Below are 23,583 nucleotides of genomic sequence, written 5' to 3'. Positions count from 1 at the left end.
ACCTGCCTGTAATATTTTCCATCACTTTCTTTTGATATGATAACAACAAATATAAAGACGAGTTCATCCCTGGATTTGTCTAACTCAAAAGAAATGGAGAAAAAAAATGGACAAAACAAAAGTCGCATTTATTTGCATGCATCATTCATGTACGAGTCAGATTGCGGAAGCATTAGGTGAAAAATTTGGAGGCGATGTCTTTGAAAGCTATTTGGCCGGAACCGAAAAAAGGCTTTCACCCAATCCCGATGCGGTACGATTAATGAAGGAACTATACAACATCAATCTGGAGCCAAACGAAGAGTCAAGACTGTTGAAAGATCTCCCGCCTGTTGACATTGTTGTGAAAATGGACTGTGACAACAGTTACCCGAACCTTCCCGGCGAATTCATGATCGACTTGCGATTGGAAGATCCGGCCGGAAAAAGCAATGATGAATTCAAGTGCTTTATTTTCGGAATTGAACAATTCATAAAAAATCTTGCTGTAGAAATTAAAAAAAATCATGTATCCTCAATCCTACAATAATTATTTTTAAAAATAGTTTTCAAATATTCTCGAAATAAATCCGAATTGAATCCCACTCATGATGGCCGGATTCGGTTTGGTGATCTTTCTTATTTTTGCTTCCCTCCTCACTAAAAATAAAAAACAAACTTTTTCAGTCATCAAAATCCACTTCTTTTATTATCAAAAATATTTATTAAAAAGCCTTGACAAACTAAAGCAACTGACATACGATTACATTAAGAATTAAATAGTGTTTTCTATAGTGTGTTACTGACCAATCAGGCATTAACTATTCAGGAGGTAGTCTTATCAGAATCTGCTCTTGGGTGTTAATGTCTTTTTTTATGCAATACGATAACAGCACCGATAACAAATAAAAGTTGAATCAGGAGGAAAAGAAATGAAAGACAAGATTTTTGGTGTTTTACAACGAGTTGGCCGGTCCTTTATGCTGCCCATTGCTCTGTTACCGATAGCCGGTCTGTTTTTAGGAATTGGGGGTTCGTTTACCAACGAAACCATGTTAACATCCTACAACCTTATGGGGATTATGGGACCTGGTACCATCATCTATGGAATTTTAACGGTTATGATGGCCGCCGGTGAGATTGTTTTCAATAACTTACCCATTATTTTCGCTATGGGTGTGGCCATTGGTATGGCCAGACAGGAAAAAGCCGTTGCCGCTTTGGCAGGCGTAATTGGTTACTTCATTATGCATACCGTCATTGGTGCGCTGATTACCCTAACCGGCACCTATACCCCGGAAACCCTTTTAGCGGCTAATGAAACCGGATTAATAGCAGCCGCAAAAAAAGGTGTTGAGTATATTCCCATCGTCGCAAATCAATTACTTCCCAGTGGTTCAATCTCCAGTACAGTCGGAATTACCTCGTTGCAAATGGGCGTTTTTGGCGGTATCATTGTTGGTTTAGGCGTAGCGGCACTTCATAATAAATTTTACAAAATAGAATTACCACCGGTTCTTTCCTTTTTCGGAGGAACCCGTTTTGTTCCCATCATTACCGCCGTGGTATTTTTATTTGTTGGTGCTTTAATGTTCTATATCTGGCCTTTTATTCAAAATGGCATTTATGCCCTTGGGGGGCTGGTTATGGCATCCGGATACTTTGGAACCTTTATTTATGGGTTCATTGAACGGGCCCTGATTCCTTTCGGTTTGCACCATGTATTCTATCTGCCATTCTGGCAAACCGGCCTGGGTGGTACCATGACCGTGGATGGTGTGGTTGTTGAAGGTGCCCAGAACATTTTCTTCGCCCAATTGGCCAGTCCGGATGTAACGCATTTTTCAGTCGAAGCGACCCGTTTTATGTCTGGTAAATTCTCATTCATGATTTTCGGTCTTCCCGGTGCTGCACTGGCCATGTATAAATGTGCTAAAACCAGCCGCCAAAAGGCCGTGGGTGGATTGTTAATGTCAGCTGCTTTAACTGCCATGATCACAGGAATTACCGAACCCATTGAGTTCACATTCCTTTTTGTAGCACCCTTTCTTTATGTGATTCATTGTGTTCTTGCAGGTTTATCCTATATGTTTATGCACATGCTCAATGTTGGCGTCGGCATGACTTTTTCTGGCGGCCTGATTGACCTTACCCTGTTTGGAATTCTTCAGGGAAATGCTAAAACCAATTGGATTTACATTGTCCTTGTTGGCATCGCTTATTTCTTTGTTTATTACTTCCTCTTTAAATTTTTGATTAAGAAATTCAATTTAAAAACACCTGGCCGTGAAGATGATGATGAAGAAACGAAACTCTATACCCGTGCCGATGTTGATGCTCAAAAAAACAAAAGTAAAAATGGCGGTTCAGAAAATCCCGCTCCTGAATCCAGCGATCCAGTATCGACGATGATAACCACCGGATTAGGCGGTAAGAAAAATATCATTGACCTCGATTCTTGTGCCACCAGACTTCGCGTGACAGTTAAAAATGGTGAAAGTATTGATGAAAAGATCCTTAAATATTCCGGCGCAATCGGTGTGATTAAAAAAGGAAATGGGATTCAAGTCATTTATGGCCCGAAAGTTACCGTCATTAAATCCAAACTAGAAGAATACTTACAAAGTCCTGAAAGCGATCTGGAAATAGACATACCCGTCATCGAAGAACCAGGAGCAGTACAAAAAAATGAAAACGAAAAAGCCACGGAGATTGAAGCCCCAAAAATCATGGAGATGGAGATTTTTGGATCTCCCATTGCTGGCAGAATTGCCAGTATCACCGAAACCCCCGATGATGCCTTCAGTCAAAGAATGGTCGGCGATGGGGTGGTGATTTTCCCCACCGGCAATAAAATCTATGCCCCCTGTGATGCCAGTGTTGATGTGCTTTTCCCAACCAAACATGCTTTGGGACTGACCAGTTTAAAGGGAACCGAAGTCCTCATTCATATTGGAATTGATACCGTCAAATTAGCGGGAAAAGGATTTGAGGCCTTTGTAAAGCAAGGTGATCAGGTAAAAAAAGGTGATTTATTATTAGCCTTGGATCTGGATTATATTTCCAAAAATGCCCCTTCCACAGCTATCCCGATTGTGTTTACAAACCTTAAAGAAAATCAAAAGGTGAAATTGATTAAAAGTGGAACGGTTAAAGAAAATGAAGAGGCCTTTGCCATCGAATCCTGACTAAACTTGCATCTCTTCTTGAATTGAGTTACTATAAATAAAAAGCATGCCACTGGTTATCAGTGGTTTGCTTTGTCTAAAAGGGGTGTTTTCATGGTTGTCATTAAAAAAATATTAAACAATAATGCCATCTTGGCTTTTGATATTGAGAAAAAGATGGAAGTTATTTTTCTGGGTAAGGGTGTTGGCTTTAATAAAAAGATTGCCATGACTGGTGAAACCCCGCCTGGAATTAAAAAGTATTATCTGGATATAGATACCGCAAAAGGACTTTCAGCAGATCTCATAAAAAATGTGGCACCAATTTATTTAGAAATCGCCCATGAAATTATTAAAGAAGCCGAAATAAAATTTGATAAATTGGACAACCATATCTTACTGCCTTTGGCCGATCACATTGCTTTTGCCATTGAACGCATTGAGGAACATATTAATTTTGAAAATCCGTTTACTAATGATATCCGCTTTTTATACGAGCAGGAATTTGAAGTTGCCCTGAAGGGAAAGGCTGTTCTTAAAGAAAAGACCGGCTATACAATCAGTGACGATGATGTGGGATACATTGCTTTGTACATTCATTCGGCCATTAGCGATACCAAGGTATCCCAATCCATGAATGTCGCCATTATTATGAGCGAAGCCATCAAGCAAATAGAAAACGACTGCAATATGACCATTGAAGTTGGCTCATTCGCCTATTCCCGGCTGATGTACCATTTTCGTTTTATGATCTCCCGGGTAATGACCAACGAAAAACTAAACTCCGATATGATTGAATACACAAAAGCCCATTGTTCCTATGCCTTCGAGGTGGCCGCCGGCGTCTGCAAAAAACTTGAGCAAGAATTAGGCAAGCCTTTTTCCGAAAGAGAAGTCAGTTATTTAGCCCTACACATTGAGAGGATTCGAATGATTGAGGGATCATCTCTCAAATCATGAAATAATGCCGGAAAATTTACCATAAAAGATGGTAAGCTTCCGGCATTATTTTTCAAGTTAAATAACATAGATTTCTTCGTTTTACTTTTTTAAAAAATTATCAATAAATACACTTACCAGTTCCGGATCAAATTGAATCCCGGCATTTTCCTGTAATTCTTTTAATACCGCTTCCGCTGGCATTTTACTTCGATAACTCCGTTCACTTGTCATGGCATCATAGGCATCGGCAATGGCAATGATTCTTGACTCTAACGGTATCTCTTCACCTTTTAAGCCTTTGGGGTAACCGGTGCCGTTCCATCTTTCCTGATGGGCCAGGACATACTCAGCCATTTCTGACATCTCATGAACGGTACTTAGAATACGATAGCCTATTTCTGAATGGCGCTTAATTTCCTTCCACTCATCATCGGTGAGTTTCCCCGGTTTATTGAGTATTCTTTCATCAATGGCAATTTTTCCGATATCATGAAGTAATCCAACGGTTTTAAGTTCCTCTATTTTATATTCGGACAATCCCAGCACTTCACCCAACCTTTCGCAAAGTTTTGAAACGCGGTGGGAGTGTTGTTCCTCTCGTTTATTTTTTTCATAAAGGGTTTTAATAATCGTTACAACCGCTTTCCCTCTCATGCTTGGGCTTTCAAACAGTTTCCGATGATACATCTGATCTTCAGCTTTTTTGAATACATTTTTAATTTGATCATTTTCGTTTATCTTCATTTCATAGCCAAAGGAAATAGAAATATTAAGTGACCCGACTGTTTCTTTTAATGAAAGATCCTTAATCCGCTTGAGAATTTTCTCTGCTTCAATAGCATCTGATTTTGGTAATAAAACAATAAATTCATCCCCGCCGACTCGGGAAATAACGGCATCAGATGGACAGGCCTTTGAGACCACCTTTGCAACTTTTTTAATCAGCTCATCACCCATATCATGACCAAAGGAATCATTAATTAATTTTAGGCCATTAATATCTCCCATTAATATGGTCAAAGGCAGATTCTTTTTTGTATCAAGTCGCAGCAATTCTTCTTCATAAAATCGGCGATTATAAAGACCCGTTAGCTGATCACGAAAACTGAGATTTATTATTTTGGCTTCTTTTAATTTATTTTCCGTGATATCCTGGATGGTGCCAGCCACTTTATAGGCCTTGCCATCATCATCCAGAATCAGATTGGCAATCGAATGAACAAAATGCAATTGACCCGTTTTAAGATTTTTTAGTTCGAATTCAACATTATAGTTTGCTTTTTGGGTAATCAAATCATAAAGGGCAGTATCCATCATCTCACGATATTCAGAAAGAACACTTTCTTGAGCCAATTCCAGGGGAATGTACTGAGAATTATAATCAATACCATAAATATTGAAAGCCTCCTCGGATGCCCACATTTTTTTGGTCGACAGATTCAGTTCCCAATTGCCAACATGGGCCATCTGCTGGGCGGCAATTAATCGTATTTCACTTTCCTTTAATAAAATTTCTGCCCGTTTACGCTCCGTAATATCCCGAATGATTCCCACCGAATGCCAGCCATCAACCATATGAATAGCGGAAAGTGACAATTGTATATGAATCTGCGTGCGATCTTTTCGGTATGCTTCCAAGTCAATGGTCTTTCCGATAATGCTACCCTGACCAGTCTGTTGAAACCTGGGGAAAGCGGCCTGGTGGGCTTCATGATATTGGGACAGGGCAATTAAGTCGTGGAGGTTTTGACCAATAGCTTCAGTATCCGTGTATCCGAAAATACCTTCAGCCCCAGGATTCCAAAAAGAAATAAGGCCAATCGAATCCATCATCAGGATGGCATCATTGGTTGAATCGGTGATGAAACGAAAGCGCGCTTCGCTTTCCTCTAATTCTTTTTTAACAAGCTTCCTTTCAGAGATATCATGATTCTCTATAACTTTTTCAGTTTTAGAATCCACAGTCTTCACCTCATTATCATTTTTCTATATTATAATCTATGTATCAAACATATACAACCTAACTTTGCTTTGTTGACCAGTCCCTGGTTTGTTTTCAATTAAAACTAACCATATAAAAGAGCTCATCACTTTGATTAAAGTGGAATCGGTATCAAGGACCATTAATAAATAGTTATAAGTAGAAATACCCTCATATCACGAAAATGATATGAGGGTATTTCTACTTATAACTCTATTGTCTAATCCTTATTTTCAACTGCTAATTTTTTCGAAAGGGAATTTGTTGTTTTTCCGCGATTCCAATACCATTTCGGGAATGTCATTGATACCACTAAAAGTATCGGCGTCGCAATACTGCCATAGACCATGCTTATTGCGTAGTAAGAACTCATTGAAACTGAAGCTAACAATGCGATTCTCACTACTGCCTGACTGATATTCATAATTCCCCAGACACAGGTCAATATTCGCCAGGCAGATTTATATCTGGACGTTTGTTTAAAAGCCTCTGGTACATTTTTTAAATAAGATTGTTCAACAATTATCTGAATTAATGATCTTTCGAAAAACAAAGAGCCAAAGAAAACAAATGCCCCCAGAAAGTCCTGTACAATCGGAGCGACGAGGTAAAAGGTAGGATCCCTTGAAATAACTGTCCCAATTAATCCAATGGCCGAAAAAGCTCCCGCGATGACGGCAAGGGCATTGATTTTACGTTCAATGATATAATTTATTAAAACAACACCTAAGCACCACACTCCTGAGAGTATAATTCCCAGTAAGGTCATTTTAAAGTTATCAAATGCAGCAAATATAATAATCGGGATAATCGCACTGACAACAAAGTCCCGGTTAAAGATATTTTTCAAGACCGATTGCTTTTCATTTAAATGATTGCCGGATGTTTCATTCATGTCTATAATTCTCCTTTTCTGTTTTCGCCATTTGCAGCGTTCATGTAGGTTTCAGAATCGATAAAGTCTTTATTTAAAATATTTTGTGTTGCGTCAGTTATGGTCCCTTGATTGACTATTTCTTTGCCGGCAGTTTCTAATGCTAGGAAAAAAGGGCTATATAATTTTTCAAGCATCGCATTAGAATGAATCGTCTGAAGGATTCCCCCTTGAGTACATAAAATCGCACCGGCAAGATTTCCCTTTGTCATAACCTTAAACGTCTCTAACAAGCCTGAAAAATTATAGTCGCCGGGGAAGCCGCAGTTTGAAATCAGAACTGACTTAACCGGGATTTCTCTTTCAACCCGTTTGGGATGGCCATATTTTTCTCCGACCTTGACGATTTCCTTATTATTTAATGGCAGCATCCGATCCATAAAATCTTTCATGATTCCGGTAACCGTAAAGTAATATAATGGTGTGGCATAAACCATGATATCGGCCTCAGATACTTTAACCAGCAGGTCTTCCATATCGTCTTGATGAACACACTTACCAGGGGTCTTGGTCCAACACGAAAAGCAACCACTGCAATGTTTGATGTTTTTTTTTGCAAGATAAATTATTTCTATCGCTGCTCCGGCTTTTTCACAACCTCTTAAAAATGGTTCTAAAATAACCTCAGTGTTTCCATTCTTGCCTCTTGGACTTCCATTTAAAGCTAAAATATTCATTTTAATCCTCCCATTCTATTTTTTATTAGTCTTCTATTTCTTCCAAACTTTTTATGGTTTCTTCACACCACTTGATCTTTGCTTCCGAATCATGCTTGCCGTAATTAACCGTCGAGATCCATAAAACTAAATTCATTTTATCGATCTCATCCTTATGGGCCTTTAAGTCGTTCTCAATCTGAGCATATTGCACCAGCATTTCTTCACTCACTTCTTTTATTTGCATAAATTTTTCAATCAGAACTTCTACGGGGACATTCTTCGACCAGAATATTTTTAACAACAGTTCTGATCGCCCATGTTCAGGTTCCACCGGCATTAAAAGCCAATTGTCTAATTCTGCTCGGCCTTTTGCGGTAATGGAATAGACATTCTTTGATGGTCTGCCGTCCGTTTGTTCAACATGCTTCGTTACTAATTCTTCCTCTTCCATTTTCTGTAATACCGGATAGATGTGTCCGTAATTTTCATTCCAAAAATAACGTATCGAAGAATCACAGAATTTTTTGATATCGTATCCCGAACCGGACATTGTATTGAGGACCCCTAAAAGCGCATACTTTGTTTTATTTTTTTTTGCCATTCGTTTTTACCTTCTATCCATATCACTGTTGTCTATTCATTTGAAATATATCACAGTGATATATAATTTATTTTATTATACCACTGTGATATATAAAGTCAACCAATTTTTTTATTTTTTTATAGCCGTCTGGATAAAAAAAGGCATTAAAAAAACCTGCAATCAACAGGCTCATCAATTAGTCATTTGATTTAACAGAAAAAAATCATTCATAAATCCATTTAATCAATTTATGAATGATTGCATCATATGGTAGAATATAGATAATAACTGTTATCATGTATTATGACACAGATGAAGGAGACACCATCATGCTCAAAAACACGCCCCTCAGTAAAGACCCTAATGAAACAGCGATATCGGATCAGCCCACCAGCGATCCTGAAAATCCGCCCATGAAAATAATTGCGCGAATTCGCAGCGATTTTCCTGAAAAGTTCGGGATTCCCAGGCAAAGTGGCCTGGTGGATGCCCTGAAAGCCGCCATTGTTTTTGAACCGGCCTACCGGAATCCTGATGCTCTCCGCGGCCTGGAGAACTTCTCCCATATCTGGCTCATTTGGGGCTTTTCTCAGAGTGTTCGGGATCAGTATTCACCGACAGTAAGACCGCCACGGCTGGGGGGATCCAAACGAATGGGCGTTTTTGCCACCCGTTCCCCTTTTCGCCCAAACCCCATCGGCCTTTCTTCAGTGCAGATCGACCGCATCGAAAACCATCCCCAACTCGGCCCCGTCATCCATGTTTCCGGGGCCGATCTTCTGGATCAGACGCCAATTTATGACATTAAGCCTTATCTTGCCTACACCGACAGTCATCCCGAGGCAACCGGCGGTTTTAGCGATCCCGTCAGCGACTACATTCTGGCTGTGGATTTCCCTGCGGCCTTGCTGCAGCTCATTCCCCGCGAACACCAGTCCGCCCTGATGGGGGTTCTCGCCCATGACCCGCGGCCATCCTATCAGACCGACCCGCTGCGCATCTATGGGCTGGCATTCAACCGCTTCAACATTCGGTTTACCGTGCAAGATGGGGTCCTCACCGTTTGCCAGGTCACGGCCATCTGAACCCTATCAATCCTGTTTAAACAATTTGTTAAATACCAAAAAAACAACCGATACTTCGAATTGTTATAGTAAATCCAGCTTTGAATCTTTTTCTGTAATCAATCTAATTGGCTTACAGGGATTACCATATCCAATATAATTATCTGGAATATCTTTTGTAACAACACTACCTGCTCCAATGACGGCATTATTTCCAATATGTACGCCACCGCAAATCACCACATTGCAGGCAATCCAAACATTGTTTCCAATGTGGATTTCATCCGCATATTCTGAGGTCGATACATGACCATCTTGGTATTTCATAGCAGTTCTTTCCTCTGGAATAAGTGGATGCGAGGACGCCATAAGCGATACATTAGGACCAAACATAACATTGTCCCCGATGTAAATCCTGCCATCATCTAAAATCGTCGTATTAAAATTCGCAAAGAAATTTTCACCAATATAAGTATGACATCCGTAATTTATCTGTATCGGTCCCTGAAAATAATATTTTTCGCCTATTTTTCCAATAAATTCTTTAATTATCGGTAAGCGATTCTCATCATACTCATCAAGCGCATTAAATTTTTGGCAAAGAATATGTGCTTTGTGCTTAATATCACGCAGTTCTTGAGCGCGAGCATCAAACAATTTACCTTGAAATATTTTTTCTTCTTCAGTCATTCTTTATCCTCCTAAAATAAAACCATAAAGCTAAATTTTTAAAAAAGTTTGGCAGCCCCTCATCACTTCCTGAGGCCGTCTGACAAACGCCGCAACCGCAAATACCTGCACTCTGCCATCCCCCGCAAACAAAAATATCTGCTCATCCCGAATCGCAATACGGTTCTCGCCAAACCGAAACTCCTGTGTTGCACCGCTTCTTTCTTTTATCGAAACAGCCGTCATCCGCTTTATCTCAACATACAGCCGATATTCCGCTTCTGTTTTAATATATAGCTCCGGCATATCCTCGGCGTTTTCCAATAAATACTGATTGGTATAGGTACTGACAATCGGGCAAAGTTCTTTGGGCCGGATCCGCTTAGGGAGTTCCAGCCATTCTTCAACCGTAAATTTATAGTAAAAGTCTTCTTTGCTTTTCAGGGTTTCACAGGTGACGACTTCCCCGTAATACCAAATCCCGGACTGCTCTTTGCCAAAAGCGCGCATTGGCTGATACAATGCGATGGTGTGAATGGGCAGCCGCATATCTGCCACGCTTTTCTTGGGTATCCGATAAAAGCGATGGGTCAAATTGTCCGCTAACTGCTTAACATTCCGCACCACCCCCACCATCACATCCCGTTGCGTGAAATCCACTTGTTTTAATTTACTTTCAATGCCGATCGGAAGCACCGCCCTTTCAAAAGCACATTCTGAAGATTCGTCATGCGTTCCTCCAAATTTATTTCTATTGTTACTTTTATTGTAACCATTTTCGTCTGATTACGTCAATAAATAATCTCAGTAAATATTCGTTTTTTCTTTATAAAGAATCGTTACCAGCGTTGTTCATCAACATTAAGAGTACCCGCTTTATATCATAGTCGTTTCCAAAAGTATTGGCAATGCACTAAAGACTGATTGCCTCCAATTCAGACCCGACATTTATAATCACGCTGTCTTCAAAAAAGAACAAAAAATGAAGGCCTCCTGGATTGCATCAGCAAACCAAAGAAAGCCTTCAAGAATTTTACCGGATCTAGTACTTATCGCTGTCATCATCTAAATTGATGATGGGCTGAGACGGGGTTATCAGTTTTTGCGGCTTGGAAACCGCTGGTTTTATTTGAGAACTTTTTGTTTTTACGTTTTTAATTTTAAAGGCACCCACCATTTGTTTCAGCAGCTCCGCCTGACCGGAAAGTTCTTCGCTGGCAGCGGCACTTTCTTCAGCAGTGGCCGAATTGGTTTGTACCACCTGGGATACCTGTTCGATCCCCTGAGTGATCTGGGCGATTTCCGAGGCCTGATCGTTGGAGGCCTGGGCAATATTGCCAACCAGAGTCGTTACTTTTTCAATCTGGTTGAGGATATCTCTTAAGCTTTCCGCTGTCTGGTCGGCAATTTTTGTACCTGTTTCCACCTTGTCAATAGAGCCTTCGATGAGGCCAGTGGTTTCCTTGGCAGCTGCCGCGCTTCTGGCTGCCAATGATCGGACTTCTTCCGCAACAACTGCAAAGCCCTTACCGTGCTGTCCCGCCCGAGCGGCTTCCACGGCGGCATTCAGAGCCAGAATATTGGTTTGGAAAGCAATATCATCAATCACTTTGATGATTTTGGAAATGCTTTTGGATGAGTCATTAATTTCCACCATCGCAGTGACCATGTCACTCATTTGCTCATTGCCGGAAACGGCATGGGATCGCACGGTGTTTGCCAGTTCATTGGCCTGATTGGCATTGACGGCATTTTTCTTCGTTTCGCCAGCAACCTCTTCAATGGAGGCAGTCAATTCCTCAATAGCACTGGCCTGTTCGGTCGTCCCCTGGGACAGTGCCTGTCCGCCGTCGGATATTTGTTGAGAACCGATTTTCACCTGGTCGGCGGCAATGTTAATGTCTGACATGGTGGTACTGAGTTTGGTGGTAATATCATTCAGCGCATTTTTAATAGCCTGGAAGTCGCCCTGATAGTCAGTGGTAATCTCCTGATTAAAATTTCCCTGACTCATTTCTTGCAATGTGTTGGTGATTTCATCCACATAGCGTTTCAGGAATGCGATGGTGTTGTTCAGATCTGCTTTTATTTTTCCATTATCACCCTTGAAATCGCCGTCCATGGTGATGCTCAAATTACCTTGCGACAATTCATTAAGGGTCTCCGATGCAACATTGATTGGATTAATAACCGCATCCAAAGTTTGATTAAAACCTTCAATGACTTTGGCGAATTCGCCCTGGAATTGACTCGCATCCCCACGGTTACGAAGATCACCTTCCACGGCAATATCAGCCATGACTTCGGTTTCTTTGACAAGATTGTTAATGTTCTCAATCATTCTGACTAAGCTCGGGATTAACGTATCGTTGTCACTTCTCTTGCCGATTTGTTTTAGTGCCTCCAGATCAGTCATATCACCAGCGGCGATATGAGTTGAGACTTCAACAACGCGAACCAAACGGTCATGAACCGCATTGATTGCCAAGGCGATTTCTCCGTAAATACCTGAATAAGTGGCTTCAATTGTTTCGGAATAATCATTCAGACTCATTTTTCCGAGAATACGGTTCCCTTCAGTTAATGCTCCCAATCCATCAATGCAGGCATTGATGCTGTTCTTCAAGGTATCAAAATCGCCATAATACGTTTCTGTAATTTTAACTGGAATTTGTCCTTGTCCTATTTTTCCCACATAATCTACCGCCATATTTAATGGTCCGATGACGGCATCCAACGTGTCATTGACGCCCTGAACGATTTCTTTATAGCCGCCGTTAAAAGCATCAGCGTTTCCTCTTTTGTCCAGATGACCTGCCACGGCTGCCTTAGACAGCATGGTAGCATCGGCAACCAGTGCCCGAATGGTTTCGATGGTCTTTTTAAGTGCCGGTGTAATTTCATCCTGGTCATCCCGGACTTTAATATTGGCTGAGACATCCCCCTGGGAGATCTGGTTCATGGTACCGATCACCACGTTTTGAAGATCATCAGCTAAACCGTCCATGGCCATCGCCATTTCCCCGATTTCGTCATGAGTATCAATATTTAAGCGTTCGCTCAAATGACCGTTACGCATTTCTTTAATCATGTGTTCCGCTTTTTTAATTTTCTGGCTGATGATCTGAGCGATATAGGTTCCTGAACCGATCAGAACAATTAGAAGCGCAATTGAAATTCCAATGAATATTTGTGTAGTTGCCGCTACTAAAGCATCAAATTGATTATCACCATCTGCTGATTCCTGTGTGATTGAATCACTCACTTTAGTCATTTGATCCTGATATTGATTTCTCAGCGAATCCATTTGATCATCTAATTGTGCGATTGCGGTTGTATCGCCATTTGCTTTTATTACCGGAAGGGCTTGATTTTCAAAGATGGCAATATACGCATTCATAGCATTTTCGGCAGCATTTATTGAATTTTTTTCTTCTTCCGTATCGGCAACATTTTTAACAGACTGCAGTAAATTTAATTCTTTCTGCTTTGCAGCTTCCCATGCTTTTTGGTCTTCTGCGAAATTACGATTGACGACTGCATCGGCATATATTGAATTTAATCGATATAAAGATGACGTTGCATCTTTTGCCGTCACAGCGTTTGCACTTAATATATTTCCAGAATTTTGTAATTGACCCAGTCTGTTCATACTTGAACAGCTAATAAAAAACAGTATCGCGACTGCAATCACAGCTATTCCGATAATCGATAGTATTTTTGTTCGAATTTTAAAGTTGTAAAACCATCTCATCGTGTTGCCCTCCTACGGCATTAAATATTTTCGTATCTATTCAGATAATAACGCTAGCTATTCAAACAAGAGTTTGCCTTCAGTGCGCTTTATTAGGATAGCACAATTATCAGATAATTAATAGTTAAGATCTTATTATATTTGTTTTATTTTTCTCTATTGAATTGAATTAAGCTATTTGCAAATTTGATACCAACCAACCTTGACGTAAGAAGCAAAAAAAGAAGTCTTCCTGTGATGCTATTTTGCTGTAACAGCGAAATAGCATAAAGTTTTTCACCCAAAAAAAAATGAAGGCCTCCCGGTTTGCATCAGCAAACTAGAGAAAGCCTTCAATATTTTACCGGGTCTAGTATTTGTCGCTGTCATCATCTAAATTGATGACTGGCTGGGACGGAGACGGGATTCTTGTTTTTGGCGGTTTGGAAACCGCTGGTTTTGTTTGGTAACTTTTTGTATTTGCATTTTTAATTTTAAAAGCATCCACCATTTGTTTCAGCATTTCCGCCTGACCGGAAAGCTCTTCGCTGGCGGCGGCGCTTTCTTCGGCGGTGGCGGAGTTGGTTTGCACCACCTGGGATACCTGCTCGATCCCCTGGGTGATCTGGGCGATTTCCGAAGCCTGATCGTTGGAGGCCTGGGCAATATTACCAACCAGCGTCGTTACTTTTTCAATCTGGTCGAGGATGTCTCTTAAGCTTTCCGCTGTCTGGTCGGCAATTTTTGTACCCGCTGCCACTTTGTCAATGGAGCCTTCGATGAGGCCGGTGGTTTCCTTGGCGGCTTCCGCACTGCGGGCAGCCAGCGAGCGGACTTCTTCCGCAACAACCGCAAAGCCCTTACCCTGCTGTCCGGCCCGAGCAGCTTCCACTGCAGCATTCAAAGCCAGAATATTGGTTTGGAAAGCAATATCATCAATGACTTTGATGATTTTAGAAATACTCTTCGACGAGTCATTGATTTCCACCATAGCAGTGACCATTTCACTCATCTGCTCATTGCCCTCAACGGCATGGGATCGCACGGTGTTGGTCAGTTCATTGGCCTGATTGGCGTTGACGGCATTTTTCTTGGTTTCGCCGGCAACCTCTTCAATTGAAGCAGTTAGTTCTTCAATTGCGCTGGCCTGTTCGGTGGTACCCTGGGATAATGCCTGCCCGCCATCAGAAATCTGCTGGGCCCCGATTTTCACTTGGTCGGCGGCAACGTTAATGTCCGACATGGTGGTGCTGAGGTTGGTGGTGATCTCATTCAGGGCTGTTTTAATGGCCTCGAAATCGCCCAGATAATCTTGGGTGATGTGCTGATCCAGATTACCCTGGCCAAGTTCTTCCAAAGTATGCGTAATTTCATTCACATAGCGTTTAAGAAAGTCTACGGTTTGGTTCATATCATCTTTGATGAGGGTGTAATCCCCCTGATAATTGCCCACCATCTCGGTATTCAGATTCCCCTGGGCTAGTTCTTTTAAGGTGGCTGAAGCTTCTTGAACCGGTGCGACGACAGCATCCAGAGTCGCATTAACCCCATCGACAATTCGGGCAAAGTCACCTTGGTGCTTGCTGGCATCTGCTCGAATATTTAGTTTGCCGTCAATTCCGGCCTGAGCCAGCATGGTGGCATCATTAATCAAATTGCCAATGGCGCTTTTTACTTCGGCTAGACTCTTACCAATTTCGTTAAATTGGACACTGACTTCAGTAGTATATTCATCGGCTTGACCGATAGCCATATCAAAAGCAACATCCCCCTGAGAAAGAAGAATCAGGTTACTTTCCAATCGTGTCACTTCATTTTTAGTATAGTCGTTGACCCGAATCATCGATGTCAGATCGGTGACAACTTCCACGAAACCGACATTTTCGCCTTTGGCATTCTTGAGGTAGGCGGTGTCCTGCTTATTGCTTTTTCCGCACCACTCAAAAAAGCTGTCGGTTAATCCCTGATCAACCAGTCGTCGGATCCCGCAGCCTTCAGTTCGGCAGATATCTGCTCCGGCATTGTAGCAGTCCATGCCCCGGGCAGAATCCCGATCTTTAATGACATTGCCAGCGACCATATTGTCTTCAAATGGTTTGTTCATAAAGGTCCATTTCATGTTATTATCGGTGACGTGAATGGGGAATGGTACCGCATCGATAATTGCTTCGTACCAGACCATTTTATCTACCACCGTATCCAGGGTGGCATTGACACCTTCAACCACTTCTTTAAACCCACCTTTAAAGGACTCTGCGTTCCCCCTGGTATCCCATTTGCCGTTAATAGCGGATTGGGACAGCATGGTGGCTTCGGTAATCAAGGATCTGATGGTTTCGATGGTTTTTTTAAGGGCAGGAGCAATTTCATCCAGAGGATCCCGGAGTTCAATATTGGTCGAGACATCCCCTTCGGAGATCTGGTTCATGGTAGTGATGACCACGTTTTGCAGATCGTCAGACAAACCATCCATGGACATGGCCATTTCCCCAATTTCATCTTTGCTGTCCATCTTTAAGCGTCCACCAAAATGACCCTGACGCATTTCTTTAATCATGTGTGCCGCTTTATTAAGCGGCCGGCTGATAATCGTGCTCAGGAACAGACCCAGTGCAATAGCAAAAAGAACACCCACGATGATGATGATCATCGTTGTTGTTGACGCCTGAGCGGCAAGATCCGCATTAGCTTTTGCATTGTCACCGCTTTTTTCAACGTCTAAACTGATCACATTGTCAAGGGCATTCTGGACATTCTCAGAGGCGATATAGGCTGAACCGCCTTCACGCATCAGAGCAATCGCTTCATCATTTTTATTTTCAAAGCCCAGCGCACTGACCTTATCGAATTCGGTGTCCATTGCTTTACGGGCAGCAATAAATTCCTGAAAGGCTGCCTTGACGACATCAGAGTGCTGATGTTCTTGAAAAGACACAATCAGCTCATCGATTCTCTTATTATTGGCGTTAAAGAGATTGACATTTTTCTGATTTTGCGTGGGATCATTTTCTAAAATGATGTCCCGGACGTTAACACGTAACTTCTGAAAGACAACGCCGATTTCCCCCAGTTCAGAAATAGGAACCGTCATATTTTCATATGAATCCTGACTTGCTGCATTCAGACTGTTAATATTGGTAATTCCGATGTAACCAACAATACCGATGACCAACGCAATCAGAATAAAGCCGGTTAATAACTTGGATCTGATTTTCATGTTGTTAAACCATTTCATTTCTAAAGCCTCCTGTTATCGTTTTCTTTTTTCTCGTTTTCCTTCTCTTTTTCTTGTTCTTGTGCTCTGCGTCCTTTTTTTGATGGCTCGCCTTTTTTTATTAATAAATTATAATGCTAAAGCGGTTGTTTCATTTCTTCGAAACAATCGCTCTAAGTCATCCGTCTGATATTCGTATATTCGATTATATTTTTTATTTAATCTGAAATCAAGACATTATTTTCTCTGTTTCCAGTAAATTTTTCTTTCCCCATTCGGCAGCACAGCTGGTACTTCAATTGTTAAAACATTTCCCTGGTGAGTTGGTCGATCACGTCACTGGTTGCTTCATAAACACCCGGGAATGAGCTGATATTCAAGCCCTGGCTGAGATTGGGAATGAAGTATAATTTACCGCATTCTTCACAGGCTTTTTTAGCATCTTCATAAATCTTTTCTCGGGTCCAGCCGGGGAAATCGACTCGGCCGCTGTCAATATCGCCCATAAAGGTGATTTTTCCACCATATTTCTTGATGAGTTCCGGTACCTTGTTAGTTGTCATAACCCCCTGCCAGATATCGATACCCATTTCAATCATTTCTGGAACAAGGGTGGCTGCGTAGGAGTCACTGTGATGAACAATCACTTCAACGCCATTGGCTTTCCAGTAGCCGTAAACTTTCTTGTAAGCGGGTAGAATAAACTCATCAAACATTGCCGGTGAAATAAATGTAGAAATCTGGCTGCCCCAGTCATCATGATGGAATAAGGCATCGGGATGAATATGCTTAATGCATTCTTTTGCATAAGCCAGCTCATACTCAACAACGTAAGCAATCAGTTCCTTCATGTCTTCCGGTTCTTCATAGAGTGCCATCAAGGCGTCCTCCATACTCATAAGATGATGGGTCATTTCAAAAATACCGGGGGCACAAAATGCCGTTACAAATTTATCCTTACGATCGACAGCATTCGCATGTGCTTCTGCCGCCGCCCATTCTTCATCGGTATAAAAAACAGAGGGCGCCTTCACGCTTTCTTTCCACTTGGTAATATCTTTTACTACTTTGTGTTCGTCATCATGCATCGGAAACGAGCCGATTTGATCTGCCGGCCAATCAAACGTGATGCCCCATTTATTTTTGACTCTTGTGCCTGGTTCCGGGGCCAGGGGAAGATCCATCGGAGCTTCCAAAATCAGCTCCATAAATTCATACTGCTTGACAAAGCGATCGGGATGGCCGCCTTTCATCACTTCCATTAAATTCTGTCTTTTTGTCAACATTGTAATACCTCCTCGTATTTTAGAATTTTATTTTTAGCGGTTAATCATTTACTAATTCTTTAGCCTTTACAGCCACACTGCCGGCATGGTCGTGGTCAGCAAGACCTGAACCAGACTACCAGTTTTACCGGGCAACGCAAGCCAAATTTAACCGCCTTGTTCTTTTTATTATTCTTTCGAAATAATATACCCGCAAAATTAAATTTAAAACATTTGTGATAATATTCTAAAATAAAAATAATGTTTCTGATGACCACAAAGACCATTTAACTCGATCAGGCAGCTATCCCAAAAGCTTTGAAACTTCCCGGGAATGATGCTTTTTTTTAAAAACAGAAAATCTTTCTCATTTTGCTAAAAATCGTTTGCATAATCCTCTCGAGTATGTTACAAAATTATTAGTAATACTAAGATGATCAGCAATAAATCTCAAAATTGGATGTAAGAGAGGAATGAAAGCGATGTTAGAAAATACGGAAGCAGGTAGAACAAGTAAATATGTAGTTCAGGAATTGCAGGATCCCCAGATGGGCTCCAAGGAATTCCAGGAGATGTACAAACGTTTTTCGAATCGAATTCTATGGATGGACGGTAATGTCGTGGAGGGTGCTTTTCAGATGAATACCGCCTGGTATTTTGCCGTTCCTGATGATGATCCGGTCTTTGAAGAGCACTGTCATAACTCTGACGAAATCATCGGATTTTATAGCGGCGACCCGAATCATCCCTATGATTTAGGGGGTGAGCTGGAAGTGACCATTGATGGTGAAACGCGCAAGATTACCAAATCAACCATGCTTTTTATTCCGGCTGGCATCCCATTTTTTTTGATGTCGCTTGAGGTCAGGTATTTGATCAACACCACCGCTACAATTGTGGTTGGATCTGTATTGCCTTCATTTTTTTCATAGATCGTGCCGTCATATTTTGCATCATCAACAGATTTTATGGTAAACTAAAGAAAACCAAAGAAGGATGTGACACTCAATGGCCCTAAAAATTGCGGTATGCGACGATAATCCCAGCGACAGGCAGCGTCTGCTATCGCTTATTAAATCAGTACATTCCGACAGCAAGTGCACTGCCTATGAAAGCGGTGAAATGTTGCTCTGGGATTTTGACAACGACGCTCGTTTTGACATCATATTCCTTGATATTTTTATGGCCGAAATGACTGGAATTGACGCGGCAAAACACATTCGTATGACAGAATCCGAAGCACTTTTAATCTTTGTCAGCAGCAGCAATGATTTTTACCGGGAATCTTATGATCTTTATGCCTTCAACTACCTCATTAAACCACTGACTAAAGACAAGATGAACGAGGTTCTGGGCCGAGCCCTGAAACAGCTAAACAAAGATGCGGATCAGGTTATCCGCATCCCGTTCATGGGAAGCCTGCATACCATCCACTGCAACCAGCTTTTGTATCTTTCGAGCAAACAGCACACGGTGAATTTTTACCTAAAAAGCGGTGAAACCTTAAAATCCTATGGCAAACTGGACGACTTTATTTCACAACTTCCCAACGAAAGCTTCATGCGCTGTCATCAGAGCTATATTGTCAATTTGAACCAGGTAACCGCTATGACAACCAGTGAATTCAACCTTGGTGACATCAGCATTCCTATTTCCCGAAGCTACTCCGGACAGGCACGAAACCAGTATCATGAACTTTTGTTTCGTAACTTTTAAGGAGGCATAAAATGACCTATCTAACACATGTTTGGGAAATGATATGGCACAATCCCGGTACCGTTACCGTTGCCATTGGTGGGATGCTGCTGTATTTCTGCTTTCTTCGGCCACGCTGGAAGTGGTGGCTATACCCGGCGATGCTGATGCTGACTTTCTTTTCCCTGCCGCTGCTGGCGGTCCTGTTTGCCGCAGTGTTTCATCAGCCCAGCTCCTACAGCGTTTTGATGTCCTGCCTCGGGTATTGGATTGATATCATGGTGCTGATCGCCTTTCGGGAGGATTTGGGCGCGATGATGGCCTTTCTATTCACCCAGGGCATTCTCAACCGATTATTCACCTTCTGTGGTTTTATTCTGCACCTTCCACTAAGTACGGCGGTTGGCGGTGATCTGGAAACCGGTGTGTCGGTGGCACTCATGCTGGTGGTGATGTACACCGTGATTTTACTTTTATCCTGGCTGCTCCTGCGTGAAAAAGGCCGCCGGCTGATTCAAACTCAGCTGCCACGTCATAGCTGGTTCGCCCTGGCTGGCTTCGCACTTTCTGCCAAGCTGATCATCGATTTCTGTTCGGATTATGCCTTTGAATTAAACCCCTATTCCGATATCAAAATCATCGGGGCCATGATCGCCGTCTGCCTCTTTTCCATCGCCGTCCTCGGTTTGTATCTCTACAACATGATTTCCACCATGAAACATTTGGAACTGAAAGCCGCCTCGAATCGACTGGTTTTTGAGAAGGAAGCACAGCAACGGTATTATGAAGCCCAGCTTCAAAATCAGGAGGAGCTGCACCGGATGAAGCACGATATGAACGGACACCTGAGCACTGTCGCCCAGTTGCTTAAGGAGAATAACCAGGCCGAGGCTGTCCACTACCTTGACAGCCTCGGAGATTACGCTGAAAGCCATCAGAAAAAGCTATATTCCGACGACCCTTATCTTAACGCCGTGGTGACCAACTATGCCGCACTTTTTTTGGCAAACGAGACGACCTTCGAATACGATATTCAAGCGGGCCGGATGGTGCTGAACCAGGTGGAAATGTGCATGGCCCTAAATAATGCGCTGCAAAACGCACTGGAAGCCTCGCTCAAACTACTGCCTGAGCAGCGTAGTGTTCAATTACAAATCAAAACAAAGCAGAGCCGTTTTCTGTTTCGAGTTACCAATCGCTTCAACAACGCGATTATCATGAACGGCGAGGTCCCGGAATCTACCAAGGAAACTCCCGGCCACGGCTATGGCCTTCTGAGCATCCGAGACGCGGCAGAGTCGCTCGGCGGCTTTATCACCTGCAACATTGAAGGGGATTTATTTGTACTGGATGTCTCCATCTGAAGATCCTACTTGCGTCAATCGACAACGGATAATGCATTTTCATTTGTCTCTCAGGAAAGTTTAGCCACACGATTAATGTAAAAAAAGGCCACTAAAAAGCCATCAGTAACCTTAAGGTTTCCGATGGCTTTAATTATTTCAATTGGTATCCGGCTTTATCTGAAAATGCCCAGATAACTGACATCGCTGCCTTTATCCGCCGGTACCGTAAATGGTGAATCAATCGTCGTCACAATGGCACCGCCACCTCTGAGGCCGGTGGTGCCTCCGGTATACAGGGGTGTCGAAATCGCATCAAAGAATGCTTCTCCGTTAAAGCCAAAATAACCCGAATCTGCCTTCAAAACCATCGCCGCTCTGAAATTGGTTATGAATTCTCCCAGCGTCATGCCCGGATCGATGTGTTTTTGAATAAAATTCTCAACCGACTCATAATCATTTCCAGGATCGGCGAGGATCTCATGAAACACCTTCACCTTTTGTCCGCTGCCCAATGCGGCATCCGCCTGGGTCCGCAGGTACTGGGAAAATAAAAAGGACAGCGCATAATTCGGTATCATATCACTGTTGTCCCAATAAAAAAGGGATTTTCCGTTTCGAACCGCTTCCGATTCATTGTACTCCATGATTCTATTCGCATGCACGGTTTCATCCCCCAGATCCGACGACACTTCATACATATAACCGGCCGCCTCGGACAAGGCTTCGTTTAACCATAACCCTTGTTCGTTTCCTTCTACTATAACATTGCAGTTATAATTCACCATATGCTGGAATTCATGTGCCAGCAATCCATAAACTATCGTGAAATCTGGGTTACTATCACCAACCCCCATGGTCGGAAGGGTATCTAGATAAAACATTTCCCTCTTATTTGAAAACTCCGTATCATATAAATCTTCTGCCGAAAAATAACCGCCAATCGTCGGGTCTACCGAATTCAGTTCCTGAACAATGTTATAGCACAGAATCGCGACCCGGCCGTCGCCATTAACATCGGATTCGGTATAAAAATTCTCCCTCACCAGAGGATAGATGTTATTGTCAAATTCCTCCCCTAGTTGCCTGGCCTCCTCATCGGTGATGACCATCATTATGTTATCCGGGGTGTCCGTCTCAACCCAGATTTCTGAATGCGTACCGATATAAGCCAGTCTGGCATTGGTTAGATCATTACCGCCGGTTTCGTAGTTCCAGGTATGAAAGTCCTGGGTGCTGTCTTGCTCATCGACAGCACTGGCCAGCAGATTCGGTGCCGTAACCGGATCAATGGGCTTCTGGCCCACCGCGGGTTCAAATGGAACCGTCGCGTCAACGAAGTCCGCCGACTGCTGCTGTGCTCCGGTTTCCATCACTGCTGCCGACGGAACCAAACTGCCGATTGACTGCGTGTTTTCAAAATCCGTGGACTGGTTGCTGATTAACAGCCGGTTTCCCAGCAGCACATTGCCCTGATCATCGACGCTGGCAATAGCGGTGGCCGCTTCGGAAAGCTGGCTGTTGATGCCTTCATCAGTGGCTTTGACCTTGTAAAAATAGCGTTTGCCATCGGCCAGATTGGGCACCGTATAGTTGGTTGCCGTGATGCCCGTTACCGCTTCGGTATAGTCGCCATCAATTGAAGTTGCCTGATCGACGGTATAGCTGTCAGCTCCTTCAACCCCATTCCAGCTCAGGGAAATGCCGTGACTGGCCGCTTTAGCCGTCAGGCCGTCCGGGGCCGGAACGACTCTAACCATCCTGATTTCGATGGCCTCCAGGCGCAGGCTCTGCCCTTCGGTGCCAGCACTTTCGCCGTCAGAGGCCCAGTCGGTTTCCCATCCTCGATTCTGAATATGGGTCCGGTATTCTACCGAATACCCTGGCATATCCACCAGCCGAATCTGAATCGCTTCCAGCCGCAGGCTCTGGCCCACGGTACCGGCGATATTACCCTCCGAAGTCCAGGCATTTTCCCAGCCGCTGTTCTGAATATGGGTGCGGTATTCAATGTGTGCCCCGGCCGGCAGATTATCCCCGGCGAGCTTAATCTCAATCCCCTCCAGGCGCAAACTCTGGCCCTCGGTTCCGGCTGGATTGCCGTCCGCTGCCCAGCTGTTTTCCCAGCCGCTGTTCTGGATGTGGGTGCGATAGGTGACGCCCACCGATTCCGGATCACTGATTGCGATCCCTTGATTGGCTGAAAACACATCGCTGTTCTGGCTTTCCTCCCCGGCGGCAAAAGCACCCGGTGAAACGACCATCACGGTCATGATTAAAGCGCTGATAATACTGAAGATTAGTTTTTTCATGTGATTTTTCCCCACTTTTATGAAAATGATTAGAAATTTGATC

General features: G+C 42.8%; 17 protein-coding genes. 7 read left to right on the top strand and 10 right to left on the bottom strand.

Annotated features, from left to right (window positions below; genetic code table 11):
* Positions 1–106 precede the first annotated feature (106 nt).
* From FZC40_RS02465 to FZC40_RS02455, 3 genes are all read left to right on the top strand, one after another.
* Positions 107–529 (top strand): arsenate reductase/protein-tyrosine-phosphatase family protein, encoded by a 423-nt coding sequence (locus FZC40_RS02465; protein WP_148602354.1) that lies wholly within the window; start codon positions 107–109, stop codon positions 527–529.
* A gap of 382 nt (positions 530–911) precedes the next feature.
* Positions 912–3,167, top strand: coding sequence for a PTS sugar transporter subunit IIABC (locus tag FZC40_RS02460; RefSeq protein ID WP_148602353.1), 2,256 nt, complete (start codon positions 912–914; stop codon positions 3,165–3,167).
* Positions 3,168–3,260: 93 nt separating this feature from the next.
* Positions 3,261–4,106 carry a PRD domain-containing protein gene (locus tag FZC40_RS02455; RefSeq protein WP_148602352.1) on the top strand — a complete coding sequence of 282 codons (846 nt, stop codon included), beginning with the start codon at positions 3,261–3,263 and terminating at the stop codon, positions 4,104–4,106.
* 81 nt (positions 4,107–4,187) lie between these two features.
* Here the strand turns inward: FZC40_RS02455 and FZC40_RS02450 are convergent, their stop codons facing one another.
* The 4 genes from FZC40_RS02450 to FZC40_RS02435 all read right to left on the bottom strand — a co-directional run bounded on the left by FZC40_RS02450 (position 4,188) and on the right by FZC40_RS02435 (position 8,263).
* A complete protein-coding gene (locus tag FZC40_RS02450; protein WP_243135723.1) occupies positions 4,188–6,050 on the bottom strand; it encodes a sensor domain-containing diguanylate cyclase/phosphohydrolase in 1,863 nt (620 codons plus the stop codon).
* 239 nt (positions 6,051–6,289) lie between these two features.
* Complete coding sequence (locus tag FZC40_RS02445; protein WP_148602350.1) at positions 6,290–6,964, bottom strand: VC0807 family protein; 675 nt, start codon at positions 6,962–6,964, stop codon at positions 6,290–6,292.
* A 2-nt stretch (positions 6,965–6,966) separates the two neighbouring features.
* Complete coding sequence (locus FZC40_RS02440; RefSeq protein ID WP_148602349.1) at positions 6,967–7,680, bottom strand: flavodoxin family protein; 714 nt, start codon at positions 7,678–7,680, stop codon at positions 6,967–6,969.
* Positions 7,681–7,705: 25 nt separating this feature from the next.
* A complete protein-coding gene (locus FZC40_RS02435; protein WP_148602348.1) occupies positions 7,706–8,263 on the bottom strand; it encodes a PadR family transcriptional regulator in 558 nt (185 codons plus the stop codon).
* Between the two features lie 395 nt (positions 8,264–8,658).
* Between FZC40_RS02435 and tsaA the strand changes: the two genes are divergently transcribed.
* The gene (gene tsaA, locus FZC40_RS02430; protein ID WP_148602429.1) at positions 8,659–9,330 is read left to right on the top strand and encodes a tRNA (N6-threonylcarbamoyladenosine(37)-N6)-methyltransferase TrmO; all 672 of its coding nucleotides are present in this window, start codon (positions 8,659–8,661) and stop codon (positions 9,328–9,330) included.
* A 63-nt stretch (positions 9,331–9,393) separates the two neighbouring features.
* Here the strand turns inward: tsaA and FZC40_RS02425 are convergent, their stop codons facing one another.
* The 5 genes from FZC40_RS02425 to FZC40_RS02405 all read right to left on the bottom strand — a co-directional run bounded on the left by FZC40_RS02425 (position 9,394) and on the right by FZC40_RS02405 (position 18,211).
* The gene (locus tag FZC40_RS02425) at positions 9,394–9,999 is read right to left on the bottom strand and encodes a sugar O-acetyltransferase (RefSeq protein ID WP_148602347.1); all 606 of its coding nucleotides are present in this window, start codon (positions 9,997–9,999) and stop codon (positions 9,394–9,396) included.
* A gap of 30 nt (positions 10,000–10,029) precedes the next feature.
* Entirely contained in the window at positions 10,030–10,674 is a 645-nt protein-coding gene (locus FZC40_RS02420; protein ID WP_186843689.1) for a hypothetical protein, read from the bottom strand.
* A 346-nt stretch (positions 10,675–11,020) separates the two neighbouring features.
* Entirely contained in the window at positions 11,021–13,732 is a 2,712-nt protein-coding gene (locus tag FZC40_RS02415) for a methyl-accepting chemotaxis protein (protein ID WP_148602345.1), read from the bottom strand.
* Positions 13,733–14,081: 349 nt separating this feature from the next.
* Positions 14,082–16,946: a methyl-accepting chemotaxis protein gene (locus FZC40_RS02410; RefSeq protein ID WP_148602344.1), complete on the bottom strand. Its 2,865-nt coding sequence runs from the start codon at positions 16,944–16,946 to the stop codon at positions 14,082–14,084.
* Positions 16,947–17,227: 281 nt separating this feature from the next.
* Positions 17,228–18,211 (bottom strand): uroporphyrinogen decarboxylase family protein, encoded by a 984-nt coding sequence (locus FZC40_RS02405; protein WP_148602343.1) that lies wholly within the window; start codon positions 18,209–18,211, stop codon positions 17,228–17,230.
* A gap of 461 nt (positions 18,212–18,672) precedes the next feature.
* Here FZC40_RS02405 and FZC40_RS02400 point away from each other — a divergent pair, with 461 nt between their 5' ends.
* From FZC40_RS02400 to FZC40_RS02390, 3 genes are all read left to right on the top strand, one after another.
* Entirely contained in the window at positions 18,673–19,122 is a 450-nt protein-coding gene (locus FZC40_RS02400) for a cupin domain-containing protein (RefSeq protein ID WP_186843688.1), read from the top strand.
* A gap of 76 nt (positions 19,123–19,198) precedes the next feature.
* On the top strand, positions 19,199–19,906 hold the full coding sequence (locus FZC40_RS02395) for a LytR/AlgR family response regulator transcription factor (protein WP_148602341.1): 708 nt from the start codon (positions 19,199–19,201) through the stop codon (positions 19,904–19,906).
* Between the two features lie 11 nt (positions 19,907–19,917).
* Positions 19,918–21,249: a sensor histidine kinase gene (locus FZC40_RS02390; protein ID WP_148602340.1), complete on the top strand. Its 1,332-nt coding sequence runs from the start codon at positions 19,918–19,920 to the stop codon at positions 21,247–21,249.
* Positions 21,250–21,404: 155 nt separating this feature from the next.
* On the opposite strand, the gene FZC40_RS02385 is transcribed toward FZC40_RS02390, so the two are convergent.
* Positions 21,405–23,540, bottom strand: a complete 2,136-nt coding sequence (locus tag FZC40_RS02385) for an Ig-like domain-containing protein (protein ID WP_186843687.1) — start codon at positions 23,538–23,540, stop codon at positions 21,405–21,407.
* Positions 23,541–23,583: the final 43 nt, after the last annotated feature.

This window comes from Acetobacterium tundrae, assembly GCF_008086615.1.
Lineage (GTDB): Bacteria > Bacillota > Clostridia > Eubacteriales > Eubacteriaceae > Acetobacterium > Acetobacterium tundrae.
The sequence above is the reverse complement of the archived record's forward strand: the minus strand, read 5'-3'. Positions and strand labels throughout refer to the sequence as shown.

Excerpts from the sequence above, each read along its gene's own strand:
- FZC40_RS02425 (WP_148602347.1), bottom strand. The coding sequence starts at position 9,999 with ATGACTGAAGAAGAAAAAATATTTCAAGGTAAATTGTTTGATGCTCGC.
- FZC40_RS02400 (WP_186843688.1), top strand. The coding sequence starts at position 18,673 with ATGTTAGAAAATACGGAAGCAGGTAGAACAAGTAAATATGTAGTTCAG.
- FZC40_RS02395 (WP_148602341.1), top strand. The coding sequence starts at position 19,199 with ATGGCCCTAAAAATTGCGGTATGCGACGATAATCCCAGCGACAGGCAG.
- FZC40_RS02445 (WP_148602350.1), bottom strand. The coding sequence starts at position 6,964 with ATGAATGAAACATCCGGCAATCATTTAAATGAAAAGCAATCGGTCTTG.
- FZC40_RS02460 (WP_148602353.1), top strand. The coding sequence starts at position 912 with ATGAAAGACAAGATTTTTGGTGTTTTACAACGAGTTGGCCGGTCCTTT.
- FZC40_RS02465 (WP_148602354.1), top strand. The coding sequence starts at position 107 with ATGGACAAAACAAAAGTCGCATTTATTTGCATGCATCATTCATGTACG.
- FZC40_RS02390 (WP_148602340.1), top strand. The coding sequence starts at position 19,918 with ATGACCTATCTAACACATGTTTGGGAAATGATATGGCACAATCCCGGT.
- FZC40_RS02435 (WP_148602348.1), bottom strand. The coding sequence starts at position 8,263 with ATGGCAAAAAAAAATAAAACAAAGTATGCGCTTTTAGGGGTCCTCAAT.
- FZC40_RS02410 (WP_148602344.1), bottom strand. The coding sequence starts at position 16,946 with ATGAAATGGTTTAACAACATGAAAATCAGATCCAAGTTATTAACCGGC.
- FZC40_RS02455 (WP_148602352.1), top strand. The coding sequence starts at position 3,261 with ATGGTTGTCATTAAAAAAATATTAAACAATAATGCCATCTTGGCTTTT.
- FZC40_RS02440 (WP_148602349.1), bottom strand. The coding sequence starts at position 7,680 with ATGAATATTTTAGCTTTAAATGGAAGTCCAAGAGGCAAGAATGGAAAC.
- FZC40_RS02405 (WP_148602343.1), bottom strand. The coding sequence starts at position 18,211 with ATGTTGACAAAAAGACAGAATTTAATGGAAGTGATGAAAGGCGGCCAT.
- FZC40_RS02385 (WP_186843687.1), bottom strand. The coding sequence starts at position 23,540 with ATGAAAAAACTAATCTTCAGTATTATCAGCGCTTTAATCATGACCGTG.
- tsaA (WP_148602429.1), top strand. The coding sequence starts at position 8,659 with ATGAAAATAATTGCGCGAATTCGCAGCGATTTTCCTGAAAAGTTCGGG.
- FZC40_RS02415 (WP_148602345.1), bottom strand. The coding sequence starts at position 13,732 with ATGAGATGGTTTTACAACTTTAAAATTCGAACAAAAATACTATCGATT.